This window comes from Lentzea sp. HUAS TT2, assembly GCF_051853195.1.
GTDB lineage: Bacteria > Actinomycetota > Actinomycetes > Mycobacteriales > Pseudonocardiaceae > Lentzea.
The window spans coordinates 9,443,283-9,463,555 of record NZ_CP196667.1; the positions used below are offsets into that span (position 1 = coordinate 9,443,283).

Genomic DNA, 20,273 nt, shown 5'->3' on the forward strand with positions numbered 1-20,273 from the left:
GTCGGAAAACCGTTGTCAGGCAAGGGATCGATAGCGGCGGTCGTGCCAGACCAGTGGCTGCCCGTCGTCGTGGTGCACCGCGGTGACCGCGCCGACGACGATGGTGTGATCGCCGCCGTCGTGGGTGCGGTGCACCTCGCAGGTGAACCACGCGAGCGCGTTGCCGAGCACGGGAACGTCGTGCACGAACAGGTGTTCCACGCCGGCGAACTTCTCGGTTCCGCTTGTGCGGGAGGCGAAGCGGGCCGCCAGTGGCGCGTCCCGTTCGGGCAACGCGTTGATGGCGAACACGCCTCGGGACAGCAGGCGGGCCAGGGTGCGCGATCGGTTGTCGAGGCAGACCAGCAACAGCAGCGGGTCCAGCGACAGCGAGCACACCGAACTGGCGGTCGCTCCGTACGGTCCTTCGTGGTCCGCGCCGGTGACGACGCAGACCGCGCTGGGCAGGCGGGAGCAGGCGTCGCGGAACTGGTCGGGTCCCGCGGTGATCGCCGGCAGCATCAGCTGGCCTGGCGTGCCCCGGCGAGCTCGGGTTCGCCGTCGGTGCTGAAGATGACGGTGGTGCCGAGCAGACCGACCAGGATGGACTGGATGTTGTCCAGCAGCGCCCGCTCCGCGATCGGGTCGATGATCGCGGCGAGGGTGGGCATGCCGAGGTCGAACGCGGCGGTGAACAGGACAGCGACGTTGCCCTCGATCTGCTCGACCCGCCAGGAGCCGGTGAAGACGGCGAAGTCGCCGGAGAGCTGTTCGAACTCGATGTCGAGCAGCTCCGCGTCGATGCGGTCTCGTTCGGTCCAGCACAGCACGCCGTCGCGGAAGTTGACCGACCAGGTGGACGTGAGGTGGTCGCCTTCGCGATGGTCGATCCGCACTTCCCGCACGGCGTCGGTGTAGTCGGCGTAGCGGGGGAAGTCGCTGATCCGTTCGAACACCTTGGTGGCGTCGGCGTCCGGGACGAAGGTGTAGAGGGAGACGTTGCGCATGTCAGAAGGTCCTTTCCGCCGTGACGACCGGGTGACGGTCGCCGACGGCGCGGGCGGCGGCGGTGAAGGCGGTGAACAGCCAGTCCAGGTCGGCGTCGGTCATGACCGCGGGCGGGGTCAGACGCAGGACGCCACTGGCGTTGAGCGAGTGGTTGACCAGCACGTGCCGGTTTTGCAGTTCCAGCACCAGGTCACCGGCGACGTGCGGGCTGGGCAGCTCAACTCCGATCAGCAGACCGGCACCGCGAACTTCTGCACCGAGATGCGGGGCGTGCTCCTGCAGCAGGTTCCGCAGCGTGCAGGTGATCAGTCCGCCGAGGTGCTCGGCTCTCGCGATGAGTTGTTCGTCGCGCAGGACTTCGATGCTGGTCGCCGCAGCGGCCATGGCGACGGGTGAGGCGGCGAAGGTCGAGGTGTGCAGCAACGGGTCCGCGGCGAAAGGCGCGTAGACCTCCTCGGTGGCCAGCACGGCGGCGACCGGGATCACGCCGCCGCTGAGGTTCTTGCCGACCAGCACCATGTCCGCGGTCACGCCCTCGCGATCGGCGCCCCACCAGTGGCCGAGGCGGCCGAGTCCTGTCTGGACCTCGTCGAGCACGAACAGCGCCCCGTGCTCACGGCACAACCGGGCCGCCTCACGCAGGTAGCCGTCGGGCGGAACGACCACGCCTGCTTCGCCCTGCACGGGTTCCAGGACGACGCAGGCACGCCCACCGATCGCGGCGAGCGCCTGGACGAGCGCGCTCGTATCGCCGTAGGGGACGTGCGCGACGTTGGGAAGCAACGGAGTGAACGGGTCCTGGTACATGCTGCGCGCAGTCAGACTCAGCGCGCCCATCGTCTTGCCGTGGTAGCCGTTGATCGCCGAGATCAGGTGTGTTCGGCCCTGAGCGCGGGCGAACTTGATCGCGGCCTCCACGGCTTCCGCGCCGGAGTTGACGAAGTGCGCCCGCGTCAGTCCGTGCGGGGCGACCCCGATCAGTGCTTGCGCGGCGACGGCAGCGGTGGGTTCCAGGAGCAGGCGGGTGGCCATCGGGTTGCGGTGGATCTGGGCGATCACGGCGTCGACCACGCGGGGGTGGCGGTGTCCCAGAATGAACACGCCGTATCCGCCGCAGTCGAGGTACTCGACGTCCTCGGCTTGTACGCGCGCACCGGACGAGGTGGTCTCGATGTGGCCGCCGGTGAGCTCCGCCAGCCACGCACGTCCGGTACTCAGGTGCTTCCGGTAGATCTCGGCGACCTGCTTGCTGTCCAAGGTGTTCACGCGGCTTCCTCGGCGAACTGACCGAGCCGCTGGGCGCGCATCAGGTGCTCGACACCGCGGGTGAACGCGTCGGCGAGCAGGTCGGTGCTCAGCGGTGCGCAGCCGGGGACGTCTCCGAGCGTGCTCGGGAAGTAGGAGGCGTTGGCGAACAGCGCGGTCATCGCGATCATGTCGTCGAAGCGGCGGCGCACAGCGCGTGGCAGCGGATTGATGAACACCGGCCTGATCAGGCGGTCGACCATGTCGGTGTTGACCAGCCGGGGCGGCTGGGCTTCCAGGCCGAGACGGGAGCCGACCTCCACGCAGAGCTCGATCATGGTGCTCGTCGTCAGAGCGTTCTGGCCGGCGGTTATCCAGTACTCGCCGAACGACGTGCCCGAGTCGACGAGGCTGGTGATCGCGGTGGCGAGAACGTCCTGCGGCACGAAGTCGATGTGCGCGTCCGGCTGCAACGGCACCAGCGGCAGGGTGTTCTTCAGCACCGCGCGGATCAGCGTGTGCAGGCCCTGGAACTTCGTGATCGCCCCGGTCGTGCTGTCACCGATCACGATGGACGGCCGGATGATCGTGGTCGGCAGGCCGGCGGTGGCGACGACGTGCTCGGCGGCGCGCTTGGTCTCCAGGTAGTCGCTGGGGTCGGCCATGCCCTCGCCGACGTCGGAACGGGTCAGGTCGGTCCGGGCCACGAACGCGGTGCTGACGTAGTGGGTGATGGCTCCGGATTCGGTGGCGAACTCCAGCACGCGTTCGGTGCCCACGACGTTGAGGTCGCGGGTGGCGTCCGCGCCGGCGGTGAAGTCGGTGACGGCGGCGCAGTGGATGATCGTGTCGACCTCGGCGGCGAGCCGGTGACGGTCCTGCGGGTCCAGGCCGAGTCCGGGAGCGGTCAGGTCACCGCGGACGTGCTCGGTGGCACCCTCGGGCGCGTTGTTGTGGACCAGGCAGACGACCTTGTGGTGGCCGAGGTGCTGCAGGAGGGCGTTGCCGACGACTCCGGAGGCGCCGGTCAGCAGAATGGTGCGGCGTGTGGCGGTCACGAGCTCACCTTGTTCGTCGAAGGATCACCGGTGGTGCGCACCGGTGTGAAGACAGGTCTGGGCTCGGTGCCGCGTCAGGGCACGCGCAGCGGCTCGCCGGCGAAGTGCTCCAGCAGGGCCGAGGACATGCGGGCCCGCGACGGTGGGTGGAACGCCAGCGCCCGGCAGGCGGAGTTGAGGTAGGCGACTTCGCCGGAGCCGATGAACGCCATGCCGCCCAGCGCTTCCACGCAGCGGGTGGCAACACTGGTGATGACGTCCTGCACGTGGAAGCGGCAGACGAGGGCTAGTCCCAGGGCGTCGTTGTCGGGACCGTCGGCGTCCGCGGCGCGAGCGAGTCCTTCCACGGTGAGCATCGCCGCCTGCAGGTCGGTCGCCAGGGAGGCGCGCAGTGCCGCATCCACGGACTCGACCGCGAGGACGCGTTCGACGAGCGCGGACGCGGCGCCGAGGTAGCTGGCGGTCATCAGCAGCTCGAACCACACGAAGCCGACGGTCTGCAGGTGGTCGAGGTGACCGTCGCTGGTGACGTCGGTGCGCACGATCAGCTCGGCGGGCACCTCGACGTCGGCGAGGACGACCTCGTCGCTCTCGGCGCCGGCCAGGATCGGGCTGTTCCAAAATGGACGGACGCTCATCCCGGGTGCGTCGGCGGGAACGAGCGCGACCGCCAGCTGAGTGCCGCCGTCGGCGGTCGGCAGCGCGACGGACGCGGTGAGCAGGTTCATCGACTTCGCCAGGCTGCAGGGCTTCTTCGCCCCGCTCAGCCACACCTTCTCTCCCTCGACGCGGGCAGTCAGGCCCGGCGAGAGGATGTGCTGACCGGTGCGGCCCTCGGCGAATCCGGAGGCGAGCAGCAGATTGTCCTTGGCGATCGCGGCGAGCAGCATCCACTCCATGCCGTTGCTGGTCGCCGCAGTTTCCACGAGGGACGCCACGGAGAAGTGGTGCATGGTCGTGGCGACGGCCAGGGAGGGGGAACGTGAACCCACCGCGCGCTGTACCCGTACGGCCGTGAGCAGATCGGCTCCGCCGCCACCGTGCTCGCTCGGCACGAGCAGACCGGGGCCGCCCTTTTCGCGGAACGCCGCGAGGCCAGGACTTTCGGGCCGCTCCATCGCGTCCAGCGGAAGTGAGGCCAGCGTCTGGTCGAGCCCCGGTACAAGCCGGTCGAGTTCACTTCTTTCGCGTTGCAGGTACCGCATGGCTGACCGAGTCCCCCTTGGTTGCAGCGAGTGAGATCCCCTGGGTCGAGTCACCCTTCAGCGGGACGGCTCAACCATCTGAGATCACGCTAAGAACTCGTTGTGCAGGGCAGCGTCAGCGCAGTGTCAGGAGAGGCACAGTTTTTGCCCGATTTCCCTTGCACAGCAGTTGTTTCCGGGCAGGTAGATACCTCGGGAACTGCCCATTTGCTTTACATATAACGAAAACCCGCCCCAGCGTATGCCAGGACGGGTTTCACAACAGCGAGTGCCGGACTCGCTACAGATCAGTCGGACAGGCCGATCTTCTTGTGCAGTCGGCGAAGTGGCGCGGGGGCCCACCAGTTCGCGCGGCCGGCGAGTCGCATGAAGCCGGGCACCAGGATGCCTCGCACGAGTGTTGCGTCCATGATCACGGCCAAGGCCAGGCCCACACCCAGCAGTTTCAGCGGCGTCAGGCCCGAGGTGGCAAACGCCAGCAGGATGACCGCGACCAGAGCGGCCGCGGCGGTGACGAGCCTGCCGGTGCGTTGCAATCCCCATGCCACCGCCGCGACGTTGTCACCGGTGCGGTGGTACTCCTCCTTGATCCGGGACAGCAGGAACACCTCGTAGTCCATCGAAAGTCCGAATGCCACGCAGAACATCAGCACCGGTGTGTCGATGTCGATCAGGCCGGTGACGGTGAAGTCGCCGACGAGCCAGCGCAGGTGTCCTTCCTGGAACACCCAGACCATCGCGCCGAAGGTGGCGGTGAGGCTGAGCAGGTTGAGCACGATCGCCTTGAGCGGGATCAGCAGGCTGCCGGTGAACAGGAACAGCAGGACCATGGTGGACAACGCGATGATGCCCAGAGCCCACGGCAGCCGCTCACCCAGCGTGTTCTTGGCATCCACGAGCACCGCGGCTTGCCCGCCCACCAGCGTCGGTGCCGGGGCCGCGACATCGCGCACGGTCCCGACCAGGTCCATGCCGCGCTCCGAGTAGGGCTCGGTGTCCGAGACCACCGCCAATACCGTTCCTGCGTCCGAGGTCAGCCGCTCTGCCGCCGGTCCCGGCGGGGCCACGAGCTGTCCCTTGACGTACGACCCGGTCGCGGCGTCCACCCTGGTGATCGTCGGCAGCTGCGACAACCGGGTCGCGTAGTCGCCGATCTCGGTCGCCTTCGCGGCCGGGTCGACTCCGGGCAGCACGATCGAGATCGGCGAGCCTTCCTGGCTGTCGAACTGGTCGCGCAGCATCTGAGCCGCTTGGTGGGAGGGCGCATCAGGAGGCAGCACCCGGTCGTCGCTGTCGCCGAACTCCACGCGCAGGAACGGAATCCCCAGTGCGATCAGCAACGCCGCCACCGTGAGGGTGAACGGCAACGGCCTGCGCATCACGGCGCTGGCCAGCCGGTGCCAGAACCCGTGACGCTCCTCGGCGGGCACCGTCGCGGCAGGCTTGGCGCTGGCCTCCTTCTTACGCCGGAACAGCTTGCGGACGTTGAGCGCGTCGATGCGATGGCCCAGCAACGCCAGCAGCGCCGGCAACACCAGGATGGAACCCAGCGCGGCGAGCGCCACCACGGCGATACCGGAGTAGGCGAAGGACCGCAGGTGGTACATCGGGAACACCAGCATCGCCGACAACGACAACGCGACCGTGAAAGCCGAGAAGATCACGGTGCGTCCCGCGGTGCGCAGCGACTGGGCGATCGCCGAGGCGGTGTCACGGCCGGCGGCGAGCTCCTCTCGGTAGCGGGTCACGATGAACAAGCTGTAGTCGATCGCCAGGCCCAGGCCCAGCGCGGTCGTGATGTTCACCGAGAACACCGAGACGGGCACGAGCATGTCCAGCAGCCGCAGCATCACGAACGAGCCGATCACCGCCAGCACACCCACGGCCAGCGGCATGGTCGCGGCGACCACGCTGCCGAAGACCAGCAGCAAGATGATCAATGTGAGTGGCGCGGCCAGACCTTCCGCCTTGACGAGGTCCTTCTCGCTCTGGCTCTCGATCTCCACGCGGACCTGCGTCGAACCGGTCGCTCGCACATTGAGCTCGCCCTGCTGCCCCACTGTGGTGGGCACGATCCGCTTGGCGGCCTTGCGAACGGCGTCCTCGTCTCCGTCCAGCCGCACCATGATCAGCGCCGAGCGGGTGTCGGTCGAACGCAGCGGGTCGGCTCGGTCGAGCGACCAGTAGGACACCGCCTGAACGACACCGGGTTCAGCGGCCAACCGTGAAGTCAGCTGCTCGCCTTGACGGGTCACCTCGGGGTCGTCGACCTCGCGGGGCGCCGTGACCACGAACACCAGGTGCGGCGAGCCCGACTTGAACTTGTCGTTGAGCATCTGTTCGGCACGGGCGGACTCGGAGTCCGGTGCGGTGATGCCGCCTTCCGACAGCCTGCTTTCCACGTCCGCGCCGAAGGGGATCGCCAGCCCGACCGCGACCAGGGTGACCAGCAGCACCAGAATCCGGCGGCGCACCAGGAGCGCGGCCAGTCTGGACATCAGGGAACGATCGCGAGTCTGTTCTCCCTGCGGGGCAGGAGGAACCGGATCGGCACGAATGTCAGATGGGGAGTTGCGGCTCACGCCTCGTCCTCCAAAGTAGGGCGACACCCGGAGGAGTCGCGGTTGATGCTGTACGACGGGCGGGGTCGTTGCGGCAGCGTAGAAATCTCGTCTGCAAGAGCAGGCCAGCTGCGATGCAGGGGACGTGCAGGAGAGGGCGACATCACGACCTCATTCGGTCCTCGCGCCTCGTTTCGCTTGCGGTAGTGGAAGACCACGGCCATTCGGGCAGCACGACGGTCGCGTCCAGGCCTCCGACCGGGGCAGGCCTCAGGTGAATCCGGCCGTTGCTGGCGTCGGCCAGGCTCACCGCGATCGAGAGTCCGAGGCCGGACCCATCGGTGTCGAGAGTCTGCGGGCCGCGCCAGAACCGGTCACAGGCTCGCGCCGCCTCCTCGGCCGTCATGCCGGGCCCTTCGTCACGGCACGAGATGGAGATCGTCTGGCCGTGTGAGGTGGCGGCCAGCACGATGCGGCCACCCGGCGGGGATGCGCGGATCGCGTTGTCCAGGAAGACGTCCACGATCTGGTCCAGCGTGCCGGGCAATGCCGAGACCCAGCCGCCGGCACCAGGTGCGACCTCGATGTGCACGTCGGTGGTCTCGGCCGAAAGCCGCCACGACGCCGTTCGATCGATCAGCACGGCGATCACGTCGATGCGCTCGTGCGGCTGATGACGGTTCTCGGCACGCGCCAGGGTCAGCAGAGCGTTGAGGATGAGCCCCATCCGGGCCGCTTCTTGCAAGGCCGCGTTCATCTGGGACGCGCCCCCGGCGGGCACGTACGGCTCCAGGTTCTCCAGCCGCAACTGGAGTGCCACCAACGGGTTGCGCAGCTGGTGGGACGCGTCGCCGACGAACGAACGCTGGGTCTGCAGCGTGTGCTGCAGCTGGTCCGCCATCCGGTTGAACGTCTCGCCCAGAACCCGCAACTCGGGCGGCCCGCTGCCGACCGACACCCGCGCCCCGTAGTCCCCAGCGGCGAACCGGTGAGCAGCGCGGTCGAACAACCGCACAGGCCTCAGCAACCAGCGCGCGAGCGGCTCGGCGAGGCCGGCGCTCAGGGCTATGGCGAGAAACGCGACCACCGCGGTCGTCGCCCACACCGTCCACGCGTGGGTGCGGAGGCTTTCGAGGCTGGAGCAGGTGACCACGACGCCCCAGTGCCGGCCCTCGTCGATCACGGGCGTCGCCACGACCAGTTCGCGGCGACCGTCGTTCACCGAGTAGTCAGCTGACTCGAGATGTCCACCGCGCAGCGCGACCCTCACCGACTCCTGCTCCATCGGAGGAGGAGTCGCTCCCGCGCACGGGGATCCGAAGACCGACTGGCCGAGGGTGTCTACGACGACGACGTTCACGTCGGTGCGTTGCCGGTAGTCGCGCAGGCGCTCCATATCCGCCGCGCCCTCCCTGCGTAGCACCGCCGCGGCGTTGTGGACCAGCTGCTCGGCCTCGCTCAGCCGCTGGATGACCAGTTCCTGGCCTGCTCTGTCTATTCGGTGCATCGCCAACGGCAGGCCGAGGACGAACGCCACCACCGTGGGCAACACGGTCAGGACAGCGACGAGATGCCTTCGCATGACCGGTTCGTCCCTGCCGCTAGGACTCGGACGCGTGCGTCGATGGCGGGACGCACAACCGGAACCCCACGCCACGCACGGACTGGATCCAGTCGCGGTGCCCCAGCTTCGATCGCAGCGAGCCCACGTGCACGTCCAGCGTCCGGGTCGAACCGTGCCAGTTGGTGTCCCACACCTCGTCGATCAGGTCCTCGCGCTGACGCACGGCGCCCGCGTCGGACAGGAGCGCCGTGAGGAGGTCGAACTCACGACGGGTCAGCTCGACGTCCTGTCCGGCCACCCGCACCTGACGCGTCCGCGGATCAACCTCCAGCGACCCGAAGGTTCGGAGATCGTCGCGCTGGACATCAGCCGGTGTCCCTCCCGCGGCGTTCGTTTCCGGATAGCCGTGGGTGCGGCGGCTCACCGCCTCGATCCGCGCGATCAACTCGCGCGTGCTGTACGGCTTGACGAGGTAGTCGTCCGCGCCCGACTGAAGCAGCACCACCCGGTCCACCTCGTCCGACCGGGCCGTGACCACCACGATCGGCACTCGTGAGGTCGCCCGCAGGCGCCGGCAGACCTCCTGCCCGTCCAGATCCGGCAGGCCCAGGTCCAGCAGTACGAAATCGGCGCCAACCGCCGCGCTCACCGCGCACGCCCCGGTAGCCACATGATCAACCGCGTGCCCGAACCGCCCCAACGCCTCCGACAAAGCCCCCGCGACATGAGCGTCGTCCTCGACCAACAGGATTCGCATCCCACGCTCCCCACGCAGTACAACGCCCCCGGCGCGGGACCCGACCCACGCTCAAATCGATGCTAAACGATGACATCGTTGAACGACGATGATACTGGCGGGTAATAAGCAAGATGGGCTAGATGACCGATTCGACCCTAGCCAGGCACATCCGGCCTTGTAGGCCGAACGAGAGAGCCAGCGATCCAACCGCCGGCCGTCGCAAGAACGTGCCGCACCACACGATGGCTCGTCCACGCCGCCCGATTCGTTACAGCAGCGACCTTCTCTGATTCTCGCCACGCCGACGACGAGAGATCAGCGCAACGATCACTCCTATGTGGACGATCGACCGCCGCGCCACGCGAGATCAGCGACTCTCGAACAGCACACCTTCCCCACGCATCCAAAGGGCCGATATCATAGGTACATGCCGATGACGCCACCTCGCGTGGAAGCCGACGCGGTGACCCGCGCGGCAGCGCTGTTCCGCAGCCTGGGAGACCCCAAGCGACTGGCCATCCTGCTCGAACTGCGCGAGCGGGAGCAGCGGGTCGCGGACCTGGTGAACACGATCGGCCTGTCACAGGCCACGGTGTCCGGCCACCTCGCCTGCCTGCGCGACTGCGGGCTGGTCGACTACCGGCCGGAAGGCCGCCAGTCGTTCTACCGGCTGACCGTGCCCGACCTCGACCACCTGCTCCACGCCGCGGAGACCGTCCTCGCCGCGACCGGCGACGCCGTGGTGCTGTGCCCCAACTACGGCGTTTCGGCCGCTGCGGACGAACAGGCTTCCTGACCGCACACTTCCAGTCGCTGCCGTACGGGGATCACACGAACCGGGTCTATTCATCGTCAATTTCCGATGATATCGTCTCTGCGTAATCAATCGAGGCATGCAGAGAACTGGAGTGGCACCGTGAGCGACGCATGCGGATGCGGCGACGACGAGCCGCGCACCGGCGAGAGCGCTGAAGAAGAGCACGAACCGGAAAAACTGTGGGAGGTCAGCGAACTGCGGGCCGCCGCGGTCGCGGGCGTGCTCCTGGTCGCCGGCTACGGGTTCGACTGGGCCGGCTACCAGATTCCGGCACTGGTGCTGCAATCCCTCGCGCTGCTCGTCGGGGCCTGGACGTTCGTGCCCGGCACGCTGCGACGGCTCGCCAAGGGCAAGATCGGCGTCGGCACGCTGATGACCATCGCCGCGGTCGGCGCGGTGCTGCTCGGCGAGGTCGGCGAGGCGGCCATGCTCGCTTTCCTGTTCTCCATCAGCGAGGGCTTGGAGGAGTACTCGCTGGCCAAGACCCGCCGCGGTCTTCGGGCGTTGCTGTCCCTGGTCCCCGAGCAGGCCACCGTCCTGCGTGACGGCGTTGAGCAGGTCGTCTCACCGACCGACCTGCGCCCCGGCGACGTCATGGTCGTCCGCCCCGGTGAGCGCGTCGCCACCGACGGCGTGATCCGCACCGGCCGCACCGCGTTGGACACCTCCGCCATCACCGGCGAGTCCGTGCCGATCGAGGCGGGCCCCGGCGACGAGGTCTTCGCGGGCTCCATCAACGGCAACGGCGTGCTGGAGATCGAGGTCACCACCGCCACCGAGGACAACTCGCTGGCCAAGATCGTCCGCATCGTCGAGCAGGCGCAGGAGCGCAAGGGCGCCAGCCAGCGCCTCGCCGACCGGCTCGCCAAGCCGCTCGTGCCGGGCATCATGATCCTCGGCGCGCTGATCGCGGTCGTCGGCAGCATCTTCGGCGACCCGCTGACGTGGATCGAACGTGCGCTGGTGGTGCTGGTCGCCGCATCGCCCTGCGCGCTGGCCATCTCCGTCCCGGTCACCGTGGTCGCTGCCATCGGCGCGGCCAGCAAGCACGGCGCCCTCGTCAAGGGAGGCGCCGCCCTGGAGGCGCTCGGGAACATCCGGGCTGTCGCCCTGGACAAGACCGGCACCCTGACCCGCAACCAGCCCACCGTGGTCGAGGTCGTCACCACCGCAGGCCGAAGCCGCGACGACGTCCTCGCCGTTGCCGCCGCTCTCGAAGCGCGCAGCGAACACCCGCTCGCTCGCGCGATTCTCGCCGCCGTCGACCTCCCGGTGCCCGCCACCGACGTCGAGGCCGTAACTGGTGCCGGCCTCGTCGGTCAGGTGGACGGACGCACCGCCCGCCTGGGCCGACCGGGCTGGCTGGAGTCCGGCGACCTCGCTGCCGACGTGGAACGCATGCAGCACGCGGGCGCCACGGCCGTGCTCGTCGAACACGACAACCGCGTCATCGGCGCAATCGCCGTCCGCGACGAACTCCGTCCGGAGGCGAGCGAGGTCATCGACGCCCTGCACGCGGGCGGCTACCGAGTCGTCATGTTGACCGGCGACAACGTCCGCACCGCCGCCGCACTGGCCAAGCAGTCCGGCATCGACGACGTGCACGCCGACCTCCGTCCCGAGGACAAGGCCGCGATCATCGAACAGATCCGGCGCGAACGCCCCGTCGCCATGGTCGGCGACGGCGTCAACGACGCCCCCGCACTGGCCACCGCCGACGCGGGCATCGCCATGGGCGCGATGGGCACGGACGTCGCCATCGAGACCGCGGACGTCGCCCTGATGGGCGAGGACCTCCGACACCTGCCCCAGGTCCTGACCCACGCCCGCCGGTCGCGGCAGATCATGTTCCAGAACATCGGCCTGTCCGCCGCGATCGTGATCTCCCTGGTGCCGCTGGCAGCGTTCGGCGTCCTCGGCCTGGCCGCCGTCGTGCTGGTCCACGAGGTCGCCGAGATCGTCGTCATTGCCAACGGTGTCCGCGCAGGACGTGCCCGGCCCCTGCCTCCGCGCAGGATCACCGACACGACGATCGAACCCGCGGCGGCACACCAACCCGCCTGAAACCGCGCAAGGCAGCTCGGTCCACAACGGACCGAGCTGCCGCATACGGCCTGCACAACACCGTCCCTCGAACTCCGGGGACATCGCTCACCCGTGACGATCGATCGGCGGTCTAAGTGGACTCTCGGGAGAACCGCCTGATCCGACGAGGCCTGGCACTCGCCTGGCTGATCGTCTTCTGGGACGTCGTCGAGGGCTTCGTCGCCGTGACGGCGGGGATCGCCGCGAACTCGATCGCACTGATCGGGTTCGGCATCGACTCGGCGATCGAGGTGTTCGCCGCCAGCGTGGTCATCTGGCAGCTGCGCGGCGGCGCCCATGCCCGGCAACGTCCCGCCCTGCGTGCCCTCGCCGTCACGTTCTTCGCCCTGGCCGCCTACGTCGGCTTCGAGTCGATCCGAGATCTGGTCACCCAGGATCAGGCCAGCGAGTCGCTGCTGGGCATCGTGCTCAACATCGTCGCCCTGGCCGTCATGGTGCCGGTCGCGGTGATCCAACGGCGAACGGGCCGCGCGCTGGGCAACCCGGTGCTGGTCGCCCAGTCCAGCGAGACCTGGATGTCCAACGCCCTGTCGGTCACCGTCCTGGCCGGCCTCGGCCTCAACGCGACACTCGGCTGGTGGTGGGCAGACCCCGTGGTCGCGCTCGTGGTGGCAGCACTCGCCGTGTACTCCGGCATCGAAACGTGGCAGGAAGCGGCGGAAGAGCCGCCTGCTGATCGAGAGAACAGCCAATGAGCGAAAGCACTTTCGCGCTACTTCGCGACGTCCGCGCGGCACACAAGCAAAGCACCGACGAGATGGCCCGACGCCAACGTGAACGCCTCGCCGACATCGTCGCCCACGCGCGCACGCACTCGCCCTATTACCGCGAGCACTACCGCGGCCTACCGGACCGGATCACCGATCCGCAGCTGCTCCCGATCACCAGCAAGGCCGAGCTCATGCCCCGGTTCGACGAGTGGACCACCGATCCCGCCGTCACACACGCCGCGGTCCAGACGTTCGTGCAGAACCCCGCGCTGGTCGGCGAGAAGTTCATGAACCGCTACACCGTGACCACAACATCAGGAACCACAGGCGTGCCCGGCATCTTCCTGGCCGACCAACGCGCGCTCGCCGTCACCGCCTCCCTCAGCACCCGCATGCTCGGTTCCTGGCTCACCACCAAAGACGTGGCCCGCATCGCCGTACGAGGCGGCCGCATCGCCATGGTGATCGCCACCGGCGGCCACTTCGCCTCCGCCACAGCCGGAGCCGCGTTGCGCAAGAACCGCCTGCGCCGCAACCGGATCGGCATGTTCGGCGTGCATACCCCGCTACCCGAAATGGTCGAGGCACTCAACACCTTCCGCCCCGCGATCCTCGCCCCGTACGCCAGCATGGGCGCCCTGCTCGCCACCGAACAACAAGCCGGCCGCCTGCACATCGACCCAGCGCTGGTGATCCTCTCCGCCGAAGGCCTCGCAACCAGCGAGTACGACCGGATCTCCACCGCGTTCGACGCCAAGGTCCGCCAGGGCTACGCCGCCAACGAATGCCCGTTCCTCAGCTACAGCTGCCGTCACGGCTGGCTGCACGTCAACAGCGACTGGGCGATCCTTGAACCGGTCGACAGCGACTTCCAGCCGGTCCCTCCCGGTCAGCGCTCACACACCACGCTGCTCACCAACCTCGCGAACCACACCCAGCCGATCCTGCGCTACAACCTCGGCGACGCCGTGCTGGTCCAGCCAGATCCGTGCCCCTGCGGCGATCCCCTGCCCGCGATCCAGGTCCAGGGCCGTACCGCAGAGCTGCTGACCTTCCCCACTCCGGACGGCGGCACCACCGTCATCGCACCACTTGCCCTCAGCCTGACCCTCGAACGCCTCCCCGGCGTCGAACTCTTCCAGGTAGTGCAGACCACTCCCACCGATCTCAGCATCCGCCTGCGGTCCACGCCGGGCGCCGACCCGGAACGTGTCTGGCAGACCGTGCACACCGAGATCCGCCGGTTGCTCACCGACCACGATCTCGGCCACGTCGTCGTGAGCCGAACCGCCGAACCGCCGCAGCAGACCTCTGGCGGCAAGTACCGCGTGGTGATCCCGAAGTGAACGGCCGCACCCACGATCGGTCCCCATCGACGAGTTCCGCGTTCCGGTGCTCCAGCATCACGAGCCTGCAGGCTGGACGTACCCACCAGTTCGCAACTGCTCGACGCCCTGCGCGCCGCGTCACCGACCGATGGTGCAGCTCGCTGACGATTCACCAGGACATGCGCGGGGCTGTGCTGGTCTCGGCTCGTCGTACGCCGCCTTCTCGGGTGAGCCCGGATCAGCTGAGCGAAAGCTGCTCTCGGTGGAAGTCGAAGTGCTGCACCGGAAAGCGGTACAGGTCCGCCACTGTCATGAACTCCTGGAAGAACGGATCCCAACGCGTCGGGTAGGGCATGCCTCTCGCCAGACTGACGTCGTTCTCCCGGTCGAGACGTCGATGCAAGGCCGCGATGGTGCGGTCGCACAAGGCGACCATCGCACTTCGAGGCATCGTACTGCCGCCGAGCCATGAACCCACGAAGTTGATGGCGTCGAAAGGTTTCGTACCAGCGTTGAGAAGCCTCGCCCATCCTTGCCCGACCGATGCAGGCAACCGGGAGAGGATCTTGGCCAGGGCCAGCAATGCCCGCATGATCAAGAACCCGAGCAGCATGTGGAACAACAGCTGCCGATTGGTCCACCGCGTGCCGTCCGACCGGCGTCTCAGCTCATCGCCCGCGGCACTGTCGAGCAGCACGCGGAACGTTGCCCTCGTGCGCTCGAAGTCGTCGTGAACGGCCTGCAGGTCCACAGACCAATAGTGCGCCGAGTGGTGGCGGCACTCAAGCAGCCGCAGACGTCTCCTCTGCAGAAAGTCCAAACCGTGCTCGGTTCATCTGTTCACACCATTTCGTCAAGCCCCGGCAGGCACAACGGCTTGCGATCCACGGCGGCGGCACGTGTCTTGACGTGCCGCGCGGCGTTTTGCAGAAGACCACGAGCGCGTTGGCGGTCGTGGTCTTCACGGGAACCGGGTGAGCCTGCGAGCGTGGCCATCGCCTGACGCATCAGCGCGTCGATCAGTCTGGTGTTGCGCATACGCGTCGAACTGCGTGTTCACGACGCAGCAAGATCCCGAACGACCTCTCCTGCTCGGCCACCACAACGCCCAAGGCGTTCGTGACGTTTCACGCCCGCCGTCACGCCACCACCGGCTTGGTCGCAGACGCGTGGCGTCACCTGTCAGGCGGGCGCGGCAGTTACCGTCGGACAATGACAGCGAAGTGGTCGCGGATCCACGCCGAACTAGGACTCGCGCCGTCTGACCTCACGTTCGACGCCGTCTCCCGCGCCGTCCAAGAGGGTGTTCGCGAGGCCGATGACCTCGACTGGAAGCAAGGGCTGCCAGTCGACGTCGAAAAGAAGCGCAAGGAATTCGCCAAGGACGTCGCAGCCATGGCCAACAGCAGGGGTGGCCTGATCGTCTACGGCGTCCGCGAAGTGGACGAACGAGCTGTGGGCCTCACACCCGTGCCGACAGGTGAGCGAGAACGCCAGCGGCTGAGAGCACTCGCCACGAGTCACATCCGCCCGCTCGTCGCCGGGCTGGAGATCACCGCGCTCGACGACGGTTCTCCCGATGAAGGACTGCTGATCGTTTCCGTGCCGCCCAGTCCCGACGCACCGCACGTGGTCGGCGAACGCAACGAGATGGGTGTCCCCTTCCGCCACGGTCCCCACACCGAGTGGATGAGCGAGCACCAACTCGAACGCGCCTACCGCGACCGCTTCGCTCGCCACGCTGCTGAAGCGTCCGCGATGACGGCGATGATCGACGAGGCGGAACAACAGCTCGACCAGGACAAGTGCACCTGGCTCATAGTTGCGTCCCGGCCTCTTTCATTCCTGCCGCCCTCGGCCGAGCGCCCAACCAGGGAGGAAGCGACGGAAGCCGCCGCGGCAGCGCTCCCCCTCGCCCACCAGATCGACCCTCAGAACAGCAAACGAGTGCACGTGCTCCAGGAACTAGGCAGCGACGCGGTCAACAACCCTCGGGTGGGCCTCCGCCGCTGGGTGATGCGCTACAACAACTTCGCCGAAGCAGGCGTGCCCAGCGACCTCATCCACATCGAACTCCATCACAACGGCGCCACCACGATCGCGATCGGCATCAGCCGCTGGATGCAGAACGAGTCACAACTCGACGGTGACTTCATCCGTCTGCCGACCCGAGTGCTCGACTCGGCGCTCATCGACGCACTCGCGCTCAGTACTACCAATCTGCGCAGCAGGAACCACTCGGCTCGAGCGCACATCACCGCACGCCTAAGGCCTTCCCTGCATGGAAAACCACTCGCAGCCGTCGACAACTACCTCGGACCCGGCCTATTCGCAGACAGGATGACCATCATCCCTAACAGTCGCATGGTCACGCAGGTGACACCGGCCGAGGCCGAGTTCAGCGCCGACGCCACTCCGGAGGCCCTGCGCGCCGTGGCGCGCCAACTGAGTGAGGACCTTCTCCACCAGTTCGCCGTCGCACGGAGTTCCATCTCGACGTGAAACAACACCTCAGGTTTTGACAGAAACTCCGTGGAGCTGGCAGCGGTCTCCTTGTACGTTCCGCGCAAGAAGAAGAAGAAGAGGTAGAGGTGGCAGCGACTGCGGCGATGGCACTGCGGGGCCTGAGGGCACTTCGCCACGACCCTCCTGGCTACGCCAAGCAGGGCGCTCGGCGAACGACGTTTCAGTCGGCCTTGGAACAGTGTGAGCAGTTCCTCGCGGCAGCTACGGATACGGGCTACGCAACTCGACCTGTCCAGCTGTTCTTCGCCTTGTCACAGGCTGGACGGGCGATCGTCGCAGCCTCGCCCAACATCAGTAACCAAACCTGGAAGATCAGCGGCCATGGACTAACCGCCAACACGAATGCCGCGGTTGCAGCCGACGTCACTGTCACAGCCACAAAGTCAGGTCTTTTTCCCTCTGTGGCAACTGCCCTGGACATCCAGGCAATCGTCGCCGACGAGCCGGTGATGCTCCGCAAGTTGTGGCCCCTGCTCCCCGAGACCGCCAAAGTCCCGCTCACCGACGATGTCCTCACGCCGGCGCTGCTGTTCTCCCAAGACGGATGGCCGAGACCCGGCCCTTTCGCCGGAGCCGAGGTCCACTGGATCCCCCACCGTGTCAAAGAGCTCCTCGGTAACGACCCCAGCCAAGTCAAAGTCCACCTCGATCAGTACCCCTCCTTGCGGGGCAGCACGCTGAGAACAGCGAAGCCCCTCAAGGTGCTGGAGTGGCGCAGCGCTGGACCTGGTCTGAGTCTCGAAGTTGAGTGGCGCAGCGGATCACCTCCACTGGCGTTCGCCGACAACAAGACGCTCAGTGATCTGGGAGTCGCGTGCTATCGATCGGCAGACGATGCTGTCGTCACCCCGGCAGTCGGGTCGATGACAGCCGGACTGCATCCACTCCTGGCCTTGTGGGCGGTGCTACTCGCGCTGTCCTCGTTGGCACGCTACGAACCAGCAAGCTGGTCCAAAATGATCGACATTGACCGCTCGGCAGAAGCGAACGCCATCGAGCACCTACTTGAAGAAGCAACTGCGACCATCCCGACCGCAGTGCTTCACCTACTCAACACCTTCAGGTAGAAGGCCGAAGTGCTCAGGCACCCGGTGCACCCGGTGCCCCTGGGTGAACCTGGGCCTTCACACAACATGAGCGCGTTCAACAACCACATCGGCGAGGTCAGCCCGAAGCGCGATGACCAACTCGCGAGCACGTTCCATGCTGATCTTGAGTTCTGTTCGCAGCGTGTCCGCTGCGATCGGCCGCTTGTGTACTGCCCAGTGCCGAGCATCAGCCAGCCGGGCGCGACCGAGCACTCCGTGTTCTCGCTCAGCCGCATCCTCCTTCGCGTCCAACACATCAAGCAGGGGGACATCGGCCTCAGCTCGCGCTGTGCGAGCGATTTGCGCCACCGACTGCAGCATGCCCGGTCCTACCTCCGCCCAGCCGATCAGCAACACCGGTCCGACCGCATCGAACGCCGCCTTCCCATACTCACCGGACAGCAACGGCTCTGCGATGTTGAGCGCCAACGTCACGACGCTCACGAAGAGCGTGAACCGCCGCAGCGGCCGCAACTCTTCCTCGGACGCACCGTGCAGCGCGAGGTACCTCGTCGCGAGCAGCAATCCCAAGATCGACAGGTCGACGGCTGGCGCGATGAGCGGAGCGACCCACACAGGAACGCCGAGCCGCAGAGCGAGGCTGAGCACGTTCCCGAAGCCGAACAGGAACGTCAGCCCGACCACCGCAGCCATGATCACCGTGACCGCCCGCTCGACGTCGTGAAGGAGCCCGGAAGCGGCGCCCGAGGAGCCCGAGGCGTGCCCGAGATCCCCGACCTGCGACGACACTGGGCGGCACGAGGTAACAAGGGCACTCGGCTCATCCTGACCCTGAAGTGCAGAAACGACACCCATCGACATCACCCGACACCACCGTCGGGGCCCACCCGAGGACTCTTAATCAGCGGGTTGTGTCGACTACCTGCTCCTTCGGTGTGACCACTTACGCCACCAGGAGTCCCGGTCTGGCCGACTATGCGACCGCGGTGCTCGCCGGCACGCCGTTCGGACGACTCGCGTCGCCCACCTGCTCGATGAACGAGTCTCCCAAGGCCACAAGACGCACGCTCACACTTAGGACTTCAGGCCTTGAGGCCAGACCTGGGTCGCCTTGGGGTCCTGGGTGACGAGTGCGTTGTCGAGGCGGTAGTCGCCGTGGATGATCGCGGCGAGTCGGCGAGCTTGTCGCGCAGTTCCTCGATGCTGGGCAGGTCGCGGCTGCGGGAGGCGTCGAGCTGCTTACCCCAGCGCTTGACCTGCCGGGCGAGGAACCCCTCTGGGCGGCCGAAGTCCTCCAGGCCCACGGAGGCGGGGGTCGACGGAGTGCAGGTCGGCGAGCACGTCCACGAGACGCTCGGACTGGCTGAATAACGTTCAGGTAACACTAGAGTCTCGGATTGAGGCGTACCACTACCCTCGTTCGTAGTCCAGTTCGTGAGACTCCCCATGGACTTGGCAACGCCGATGCGACTCGTCGTCGCGCTGGCGGCCGCCGCGCTGGCCGTGCTGCTCAACACCGGGAGCGCGACCGGTCAGCCTGCCAATCCCTCCACCCCCATCTCGACCCCGCCGCCCGGTAGCGGCGGGACGGGCGACGAGGTCGTGCAGACCCAGTGGGGCCCGCTCGGTCCTGCCGACCGGGACTTCATGAACCGGGTCAAGCAGGCCGGGCTGTGGGAGAAGCCAGCCGGCGAGAGAGGCAAGGCCAAACGGCCGGATCAGCCGAAGATCCAGGAGGCCAGCAAGCACCTCATCGAGGGGCACACCCTGCTGGACAACGTGGTGAACCGGGCAGGCGTACTGCTCGGAGTCACGTTGCCGCAGGAGGCCACCGACGAGCAGAAGGGCTGGCTCGCCGAGATGGACGCGGCCAATGGCGACGAGTTCGACTCCGTCTTCGCCAACCGACTCCGCGTGGCTCACGGCAAGGTCTACGCCTATGCCGCGCAGATCCGGGCGGGCACCAAGAACGAACTCGTCCGCATCCTCTCCACGCAGGCGATGATCACCGTCTTCGAGCACATCAAGGCGATGGAGGACACCGGACGCGTCGACTTCGGCGCGATCGAGTCACCGCAACCGCTCGCTCCTCCTACGAACAGCACCGGGGCACCAGGTGCCAGCGGAGATCAGCAGGCAGCGGACGCGTCGTCCAACCCGACCGACGGCGTGATCCCGACCGTGCCGGAGGGCACCAGGTTCACCCGCACCGCCGAGCAAGGCGTGTTCGGCGAGAACAACGGGGTTTTCTTCGGCGCGATAGCGGTGCTCGCGCTCGCACTGGTCGGAATGCGAATGATATCCCGGTCCAAAAATAATACGAGAAGTAGATCTCGGTCGCACTAACCGCACACCGAAGCTCAACCCGAACGACACGG

At 67.3% G+C, this 20,273-nt stretch carries 18 protein-coding genes and 1 pseudogene; 7 read left to right on the forward strand and 12 right to left on the reverse strand.

Annotated features, from left to right (window positions below):
- Positions 1 to 15: 15 nt before the first annotated feature.
- The 8 genes from ACSHWB_RS44640 to ACSHWB_RS44675 form a co-directional block, all read right to left on the reverse strand.
- A complete protein-coding gene (locus ACSHWB_RS44640) occupies positions 16 to 501 on the reverse strand; it encodes a flavin reductase family protein (RefSeq protein ID WP_439659399.1) in 486 nt (161 codons plus the stop codon).
- Positions 501 to 986, reverse strand: coding sequence for a type II toxin-antitoxin system RatA family toxin (locus ACSHWB_RS44645; RefSeq protein WP_439659400.1), 486 nt, complete (start codon positions 984 to 986; stop codon positions 501 to 503). The genes ACSHWB_RS44640 and ACSHWB_RS44645 overlap by 1 nt, the downstream gene beginning before the upstream one ends.
- A 1-nt stretch (position 987) precedes the next feature.
- Complete coding sequence (locus ACSHWB_RS44650; RefSeq protein ID WP_439659401.1) at positions 988 to 2,253, reverse strand: aspartate aminotransferase family protein; 1,266 nt, start codon at positions 2,251 to 2,253, stop codon at positions 988 to 990.
- Positions 2,250 to 3,290: an SDR family oxidoreductase gene (locus tag ACSHWB_RS44655; protein ID WP_439659402.1), complete on the reverse strand. Its 1,041-nt coding sequence runs from the start codon at positions 3,288 to 3,290 to the stop codon at positions 2,250 to 2,252. Before ACSHWB_RS44655 ends, ACSHWB_RS44650 begins: the two co-directional genes overlap by 4 nt.
- A gap of 74 nt (positions 3,291 to 3,364) precedes the next feature.
- Complete coding sequence (locus tag ACSHWB_RS44660; RefSeq protein WP_439659403.1) at positions 3,365 to 4,495, reverse strand: acyl-CoA dehydrogenase family protein; 1,131 nt, start codon at positions 4,493 to 4,495, stop codon at positions 3,365 to 3,367.
- Between the two features lie 287 nt (positions 4,496 to 4,782).
- On the reverse strand, positions 4,783 to 6,993 hold the full coding sequence (locus ACSHWB_RS44665) for an MMPL family transporter (RefSeq protein WP_439659404.1): 2,211 nt from the start codon (positions 6,991 to 6,993) through the stop codon (positions 4,783 to 4,785).
- Between the two features lie 226 nt (positions 6,994 to 7,219).
- Positions 7,220 to 8,638, reverse strand: coding sequence for a sensor histidine kinase (locus ACSHWB_RS44670; RefSeq protein WP_439659405.1), 1,419 nt, complete (start codon positions 8,636 to 8,638; stop codon positions 7,220 to 7,222).
- Positions 8,639 to 8,657: 19 nt separating this feature from the next.
- Positions 8,658 to 9,377 carry a response regulator transcription factor gene (locus ACSHWB_RS44675; RefSeq protein WP_439659406.1) on the reverse strand — a complete coding sequence of 240 codons (720 nt, stop codon included), beginning with the start codon at positions 9,375 to 9,377 and terminating at the stop codon, positions 8,658 to 8,660.
- 409 nt (positions 9,378 to 9,786) lie between these two features.
- Between ACSHWB_RS44675 and ACSHWB_RS44680 the strand changes: the two genes are divergently transcribed.
- The 4 genes from ACSHWB_RS44680 to ACSHWB_RS44695 all read left to right on the forward strand — a co-directional run bounded on the left by ACSHWB_RS44680 (position 9,787) and on the right by ACSHWB_RS44695 (position 14,338).
- Positions 9,787 to 10,155, forward strand: coding sequence for an ArsR/SmtB family transcription factor (locus ACSHWB_RS44680; protein WP_439659407.1), 369 nt, complete (start codon positions 9,787 to 9,789; stop codon positions 10,153 to 10,155).
- Between the two features lie 120 nt (positions 10,156 to 10,275).
- Positions 10,276 to 12,240, forward strand: coding sequence for a heavy metal translocating P-type ATPase (locus ACSHWB_RS44685; protein ID WP_439659408.1), 1,965 nt, complete (start codon positions 10,276 to 10,278; stop codon positions 12,238 to 12,240).
- Between the two features lie 116 nt (positions 12,241 to 12,356).
- Positions 12,357 to 12,977: a cation transporter gene (locus tag ACSHWB_RS44690; RefSeq protein WP_439659409.1), complete on the forward strand. Its 621-nt coding sequence runs from the start codon at positions 12,357 to 12,359 to the stop codon at positions 12,975 to 12,977.
- Complete coding sequence (locus ACSHWB_RS44695; protein ID WP_439659410.1) at positions 12,974 to 14,338, forward strand: phenylacetate--CoA ligase family protein; 1,365 nt, start codon at positions 12,974 to 12,976, stop codon at positions 14,336 to 14,338. The genes ACSHWB_RS44690 and ACSHWB_RS44695 overlap by 4 nt, the downstream gene beginning before the upstream one ends.
- 220 nt (positions 14,339 to 14,558) lie before the next feature.
- On the opposite strand, the gene ACSHWB_RS44700 is transcribed toward ACSHWB_RS44695, so the two are convergent.
- Both ACSHWB_RS44700 and ACSHWB_RS44705 read right to left on the reverse strand, forming a co-directional pair.
- Positions 14,559 to 15,071, reverse strand: coding sequence for a DinB family protein (locus ACSHWB_RS44700; RefSeq protein WP_439659411.1), 513 nt, complete (start codon positions 15,069 to 15,071; stop codon positions 14,559 to 14,561).
- 89 nt (positions 15,072 to 15,160) lie between these two features.
- A complete protein-coding gene (locus ACSHWB_RS44705; RefSeq protein WP_439659412.1) occupies positions 15,161 to 15,358 on the reverse strand; it encodes a hypothetical protein in 198 nt (65 codons plus the stop codon).
- An 81-nt stretch (positions 15,359 to 15,439) separates the two neighbouring features.
- On the opposite strand from ACSHWB_RS44705, the gene ACSHWB_RS44710 reads away from it, so the two are divergent.
- Positions 15,440 to 16,822, forward strand: a complete 1,383-nt coding sequence (locus ACSHWB_RS44710) for an AlbA family DNA-binding domain-containing protein (protein WP_439659413.1) — start codon at positions 15,440 to 15,442, stop codon at positions 16,820 to 16,822.
- 89 nt (positions 16,823 to 16,911) lie between these two features.
- Positions 16,912 to 17,913: a YaaC family protein gene (locus ACSHWB_RS44715; protein WP_439659414.1), complete on the forward strand. Its 1,002-nt coding sequence runs from the start codon at positions 16,912 to 16,914 to the stop codon at positions 17,911 to 17,913.
- A gap of 57 nt (positions 17,914 to 17,970) precedes the next feature.
- Here the strand turns inward: ACSHWB_RS44715 and ACSHWB_RS44720 are convergent, their stop codons facing one another.
- Positions 17,971 to 18,594: a hypothetical protein gene (locus ACSHWB_RS44720; protein ID WP_439664779.1), complete on the reverse strand. Its 624-nt coding sequence runs from the start codon at positions 18,592 to 18,594 to the stop codon at positions 17,971 to 17,973.
- A gap of 399 nt (positions 18,595 to 18,993) precedes the next feature.
- Positions 18,994 to 19,254 (reverse strand): annotated as a pseudogene (locus ACSHWB_RS44725) (phosphotransferase); the annotation flags it as partial.
- Positions 19,255 to 19,359: 105 nt separating this feature from the next.
- On the opposite strand from ACSHWB_RS44725, the gene ACSHWB_RS44730 reads away from it, so the two are divergent.
- Entirely contained in the window at positions 19,360 to 20,241 is an 882-nt protein-coding gene (locus ACSHWB_RS44730) for a DUF4142 domain-containing protein (protein WP_439659415.1), read from the forward strand.
- The last annotated feature ends 32 nt before the right edge of the window (positions 20,242 to 20,273 follow it).

Bases quoted from the DNA above. Each gene is read 5' to 3' on its own strand.
- ACSHWB_RS44640 (WP_439659399.1), bottom strand. From the start codon at position 501: ATGCTGCCGGCGATCACCGCGGGACCCGACCAGTTCCGCGACGCCTGC.
- ACSHWB_RS44645 (WP_439659400.1), bottom strand. From the start codon at position 986: ATGCGCAACGTCTCCCTCTACACCTTCGTCCCGGACGCCGACGCCACC.
- ACSHWB_RS44660 (WP_439659403.1), bottom strand. From the start codon at position 4,495: ATGCGGTACCTGCAACGCGAAAGAAGTGAACTCGACCGGCTTGTACCG.
- ACSHWB_RS44665 (WP_439659404.1), bottom strand. From the start codon at position 6,993: ATGTCCAGACTGGCCGCGCTCCTGGTGCGCCGCCGGATTCTGGTGCTG.
- ACSHWB_RS44670 (WP_439659405.1), bottom strand. From the start codon at position 8,638: ATGCGAAGGCATCTCGTCGCTGTCCTGACCGTGTTGCCCACGGTGGTG.
- ACSHWB_RS44675 (WP_439659406.1), bottom strand. From the start codon at position 9,377: ATGCGAATCCTGTTGGTCGAGGACGACGCTCATGTCGCGGGGGCTTTG.
- ACSHWB_RS44680 (WP_439659407.1), top strand. From the start codon at position 9,787: ATGCCGATGACGCCACCTCGCGTGGAAGCCGACGCGGTGACCCGCGCG.
- ACSHWB_RS44695 (WP_439659410.1), top strand. From the start codon at position 12,974: ATGAGCGAAAGCACTTTCGCGCTACTTCGCGACGTCCGCGCGGCACAC.
- ACSHWB_RS44705 (WP_439659412.1), bottom strand. From the start codon at position 15,358: ATGCGCAACACCAGACTGATCGACGCGCTGATGCGTCAGGCGATGGCC.
- ACSHWB_RS44730 (WP_439659415.1), top strand. From the start codon at position 19,360: ATGCGACTCGTCGTCGCGCTGGCGGCCGCCGCGCTGGCCGTGCTGCTC.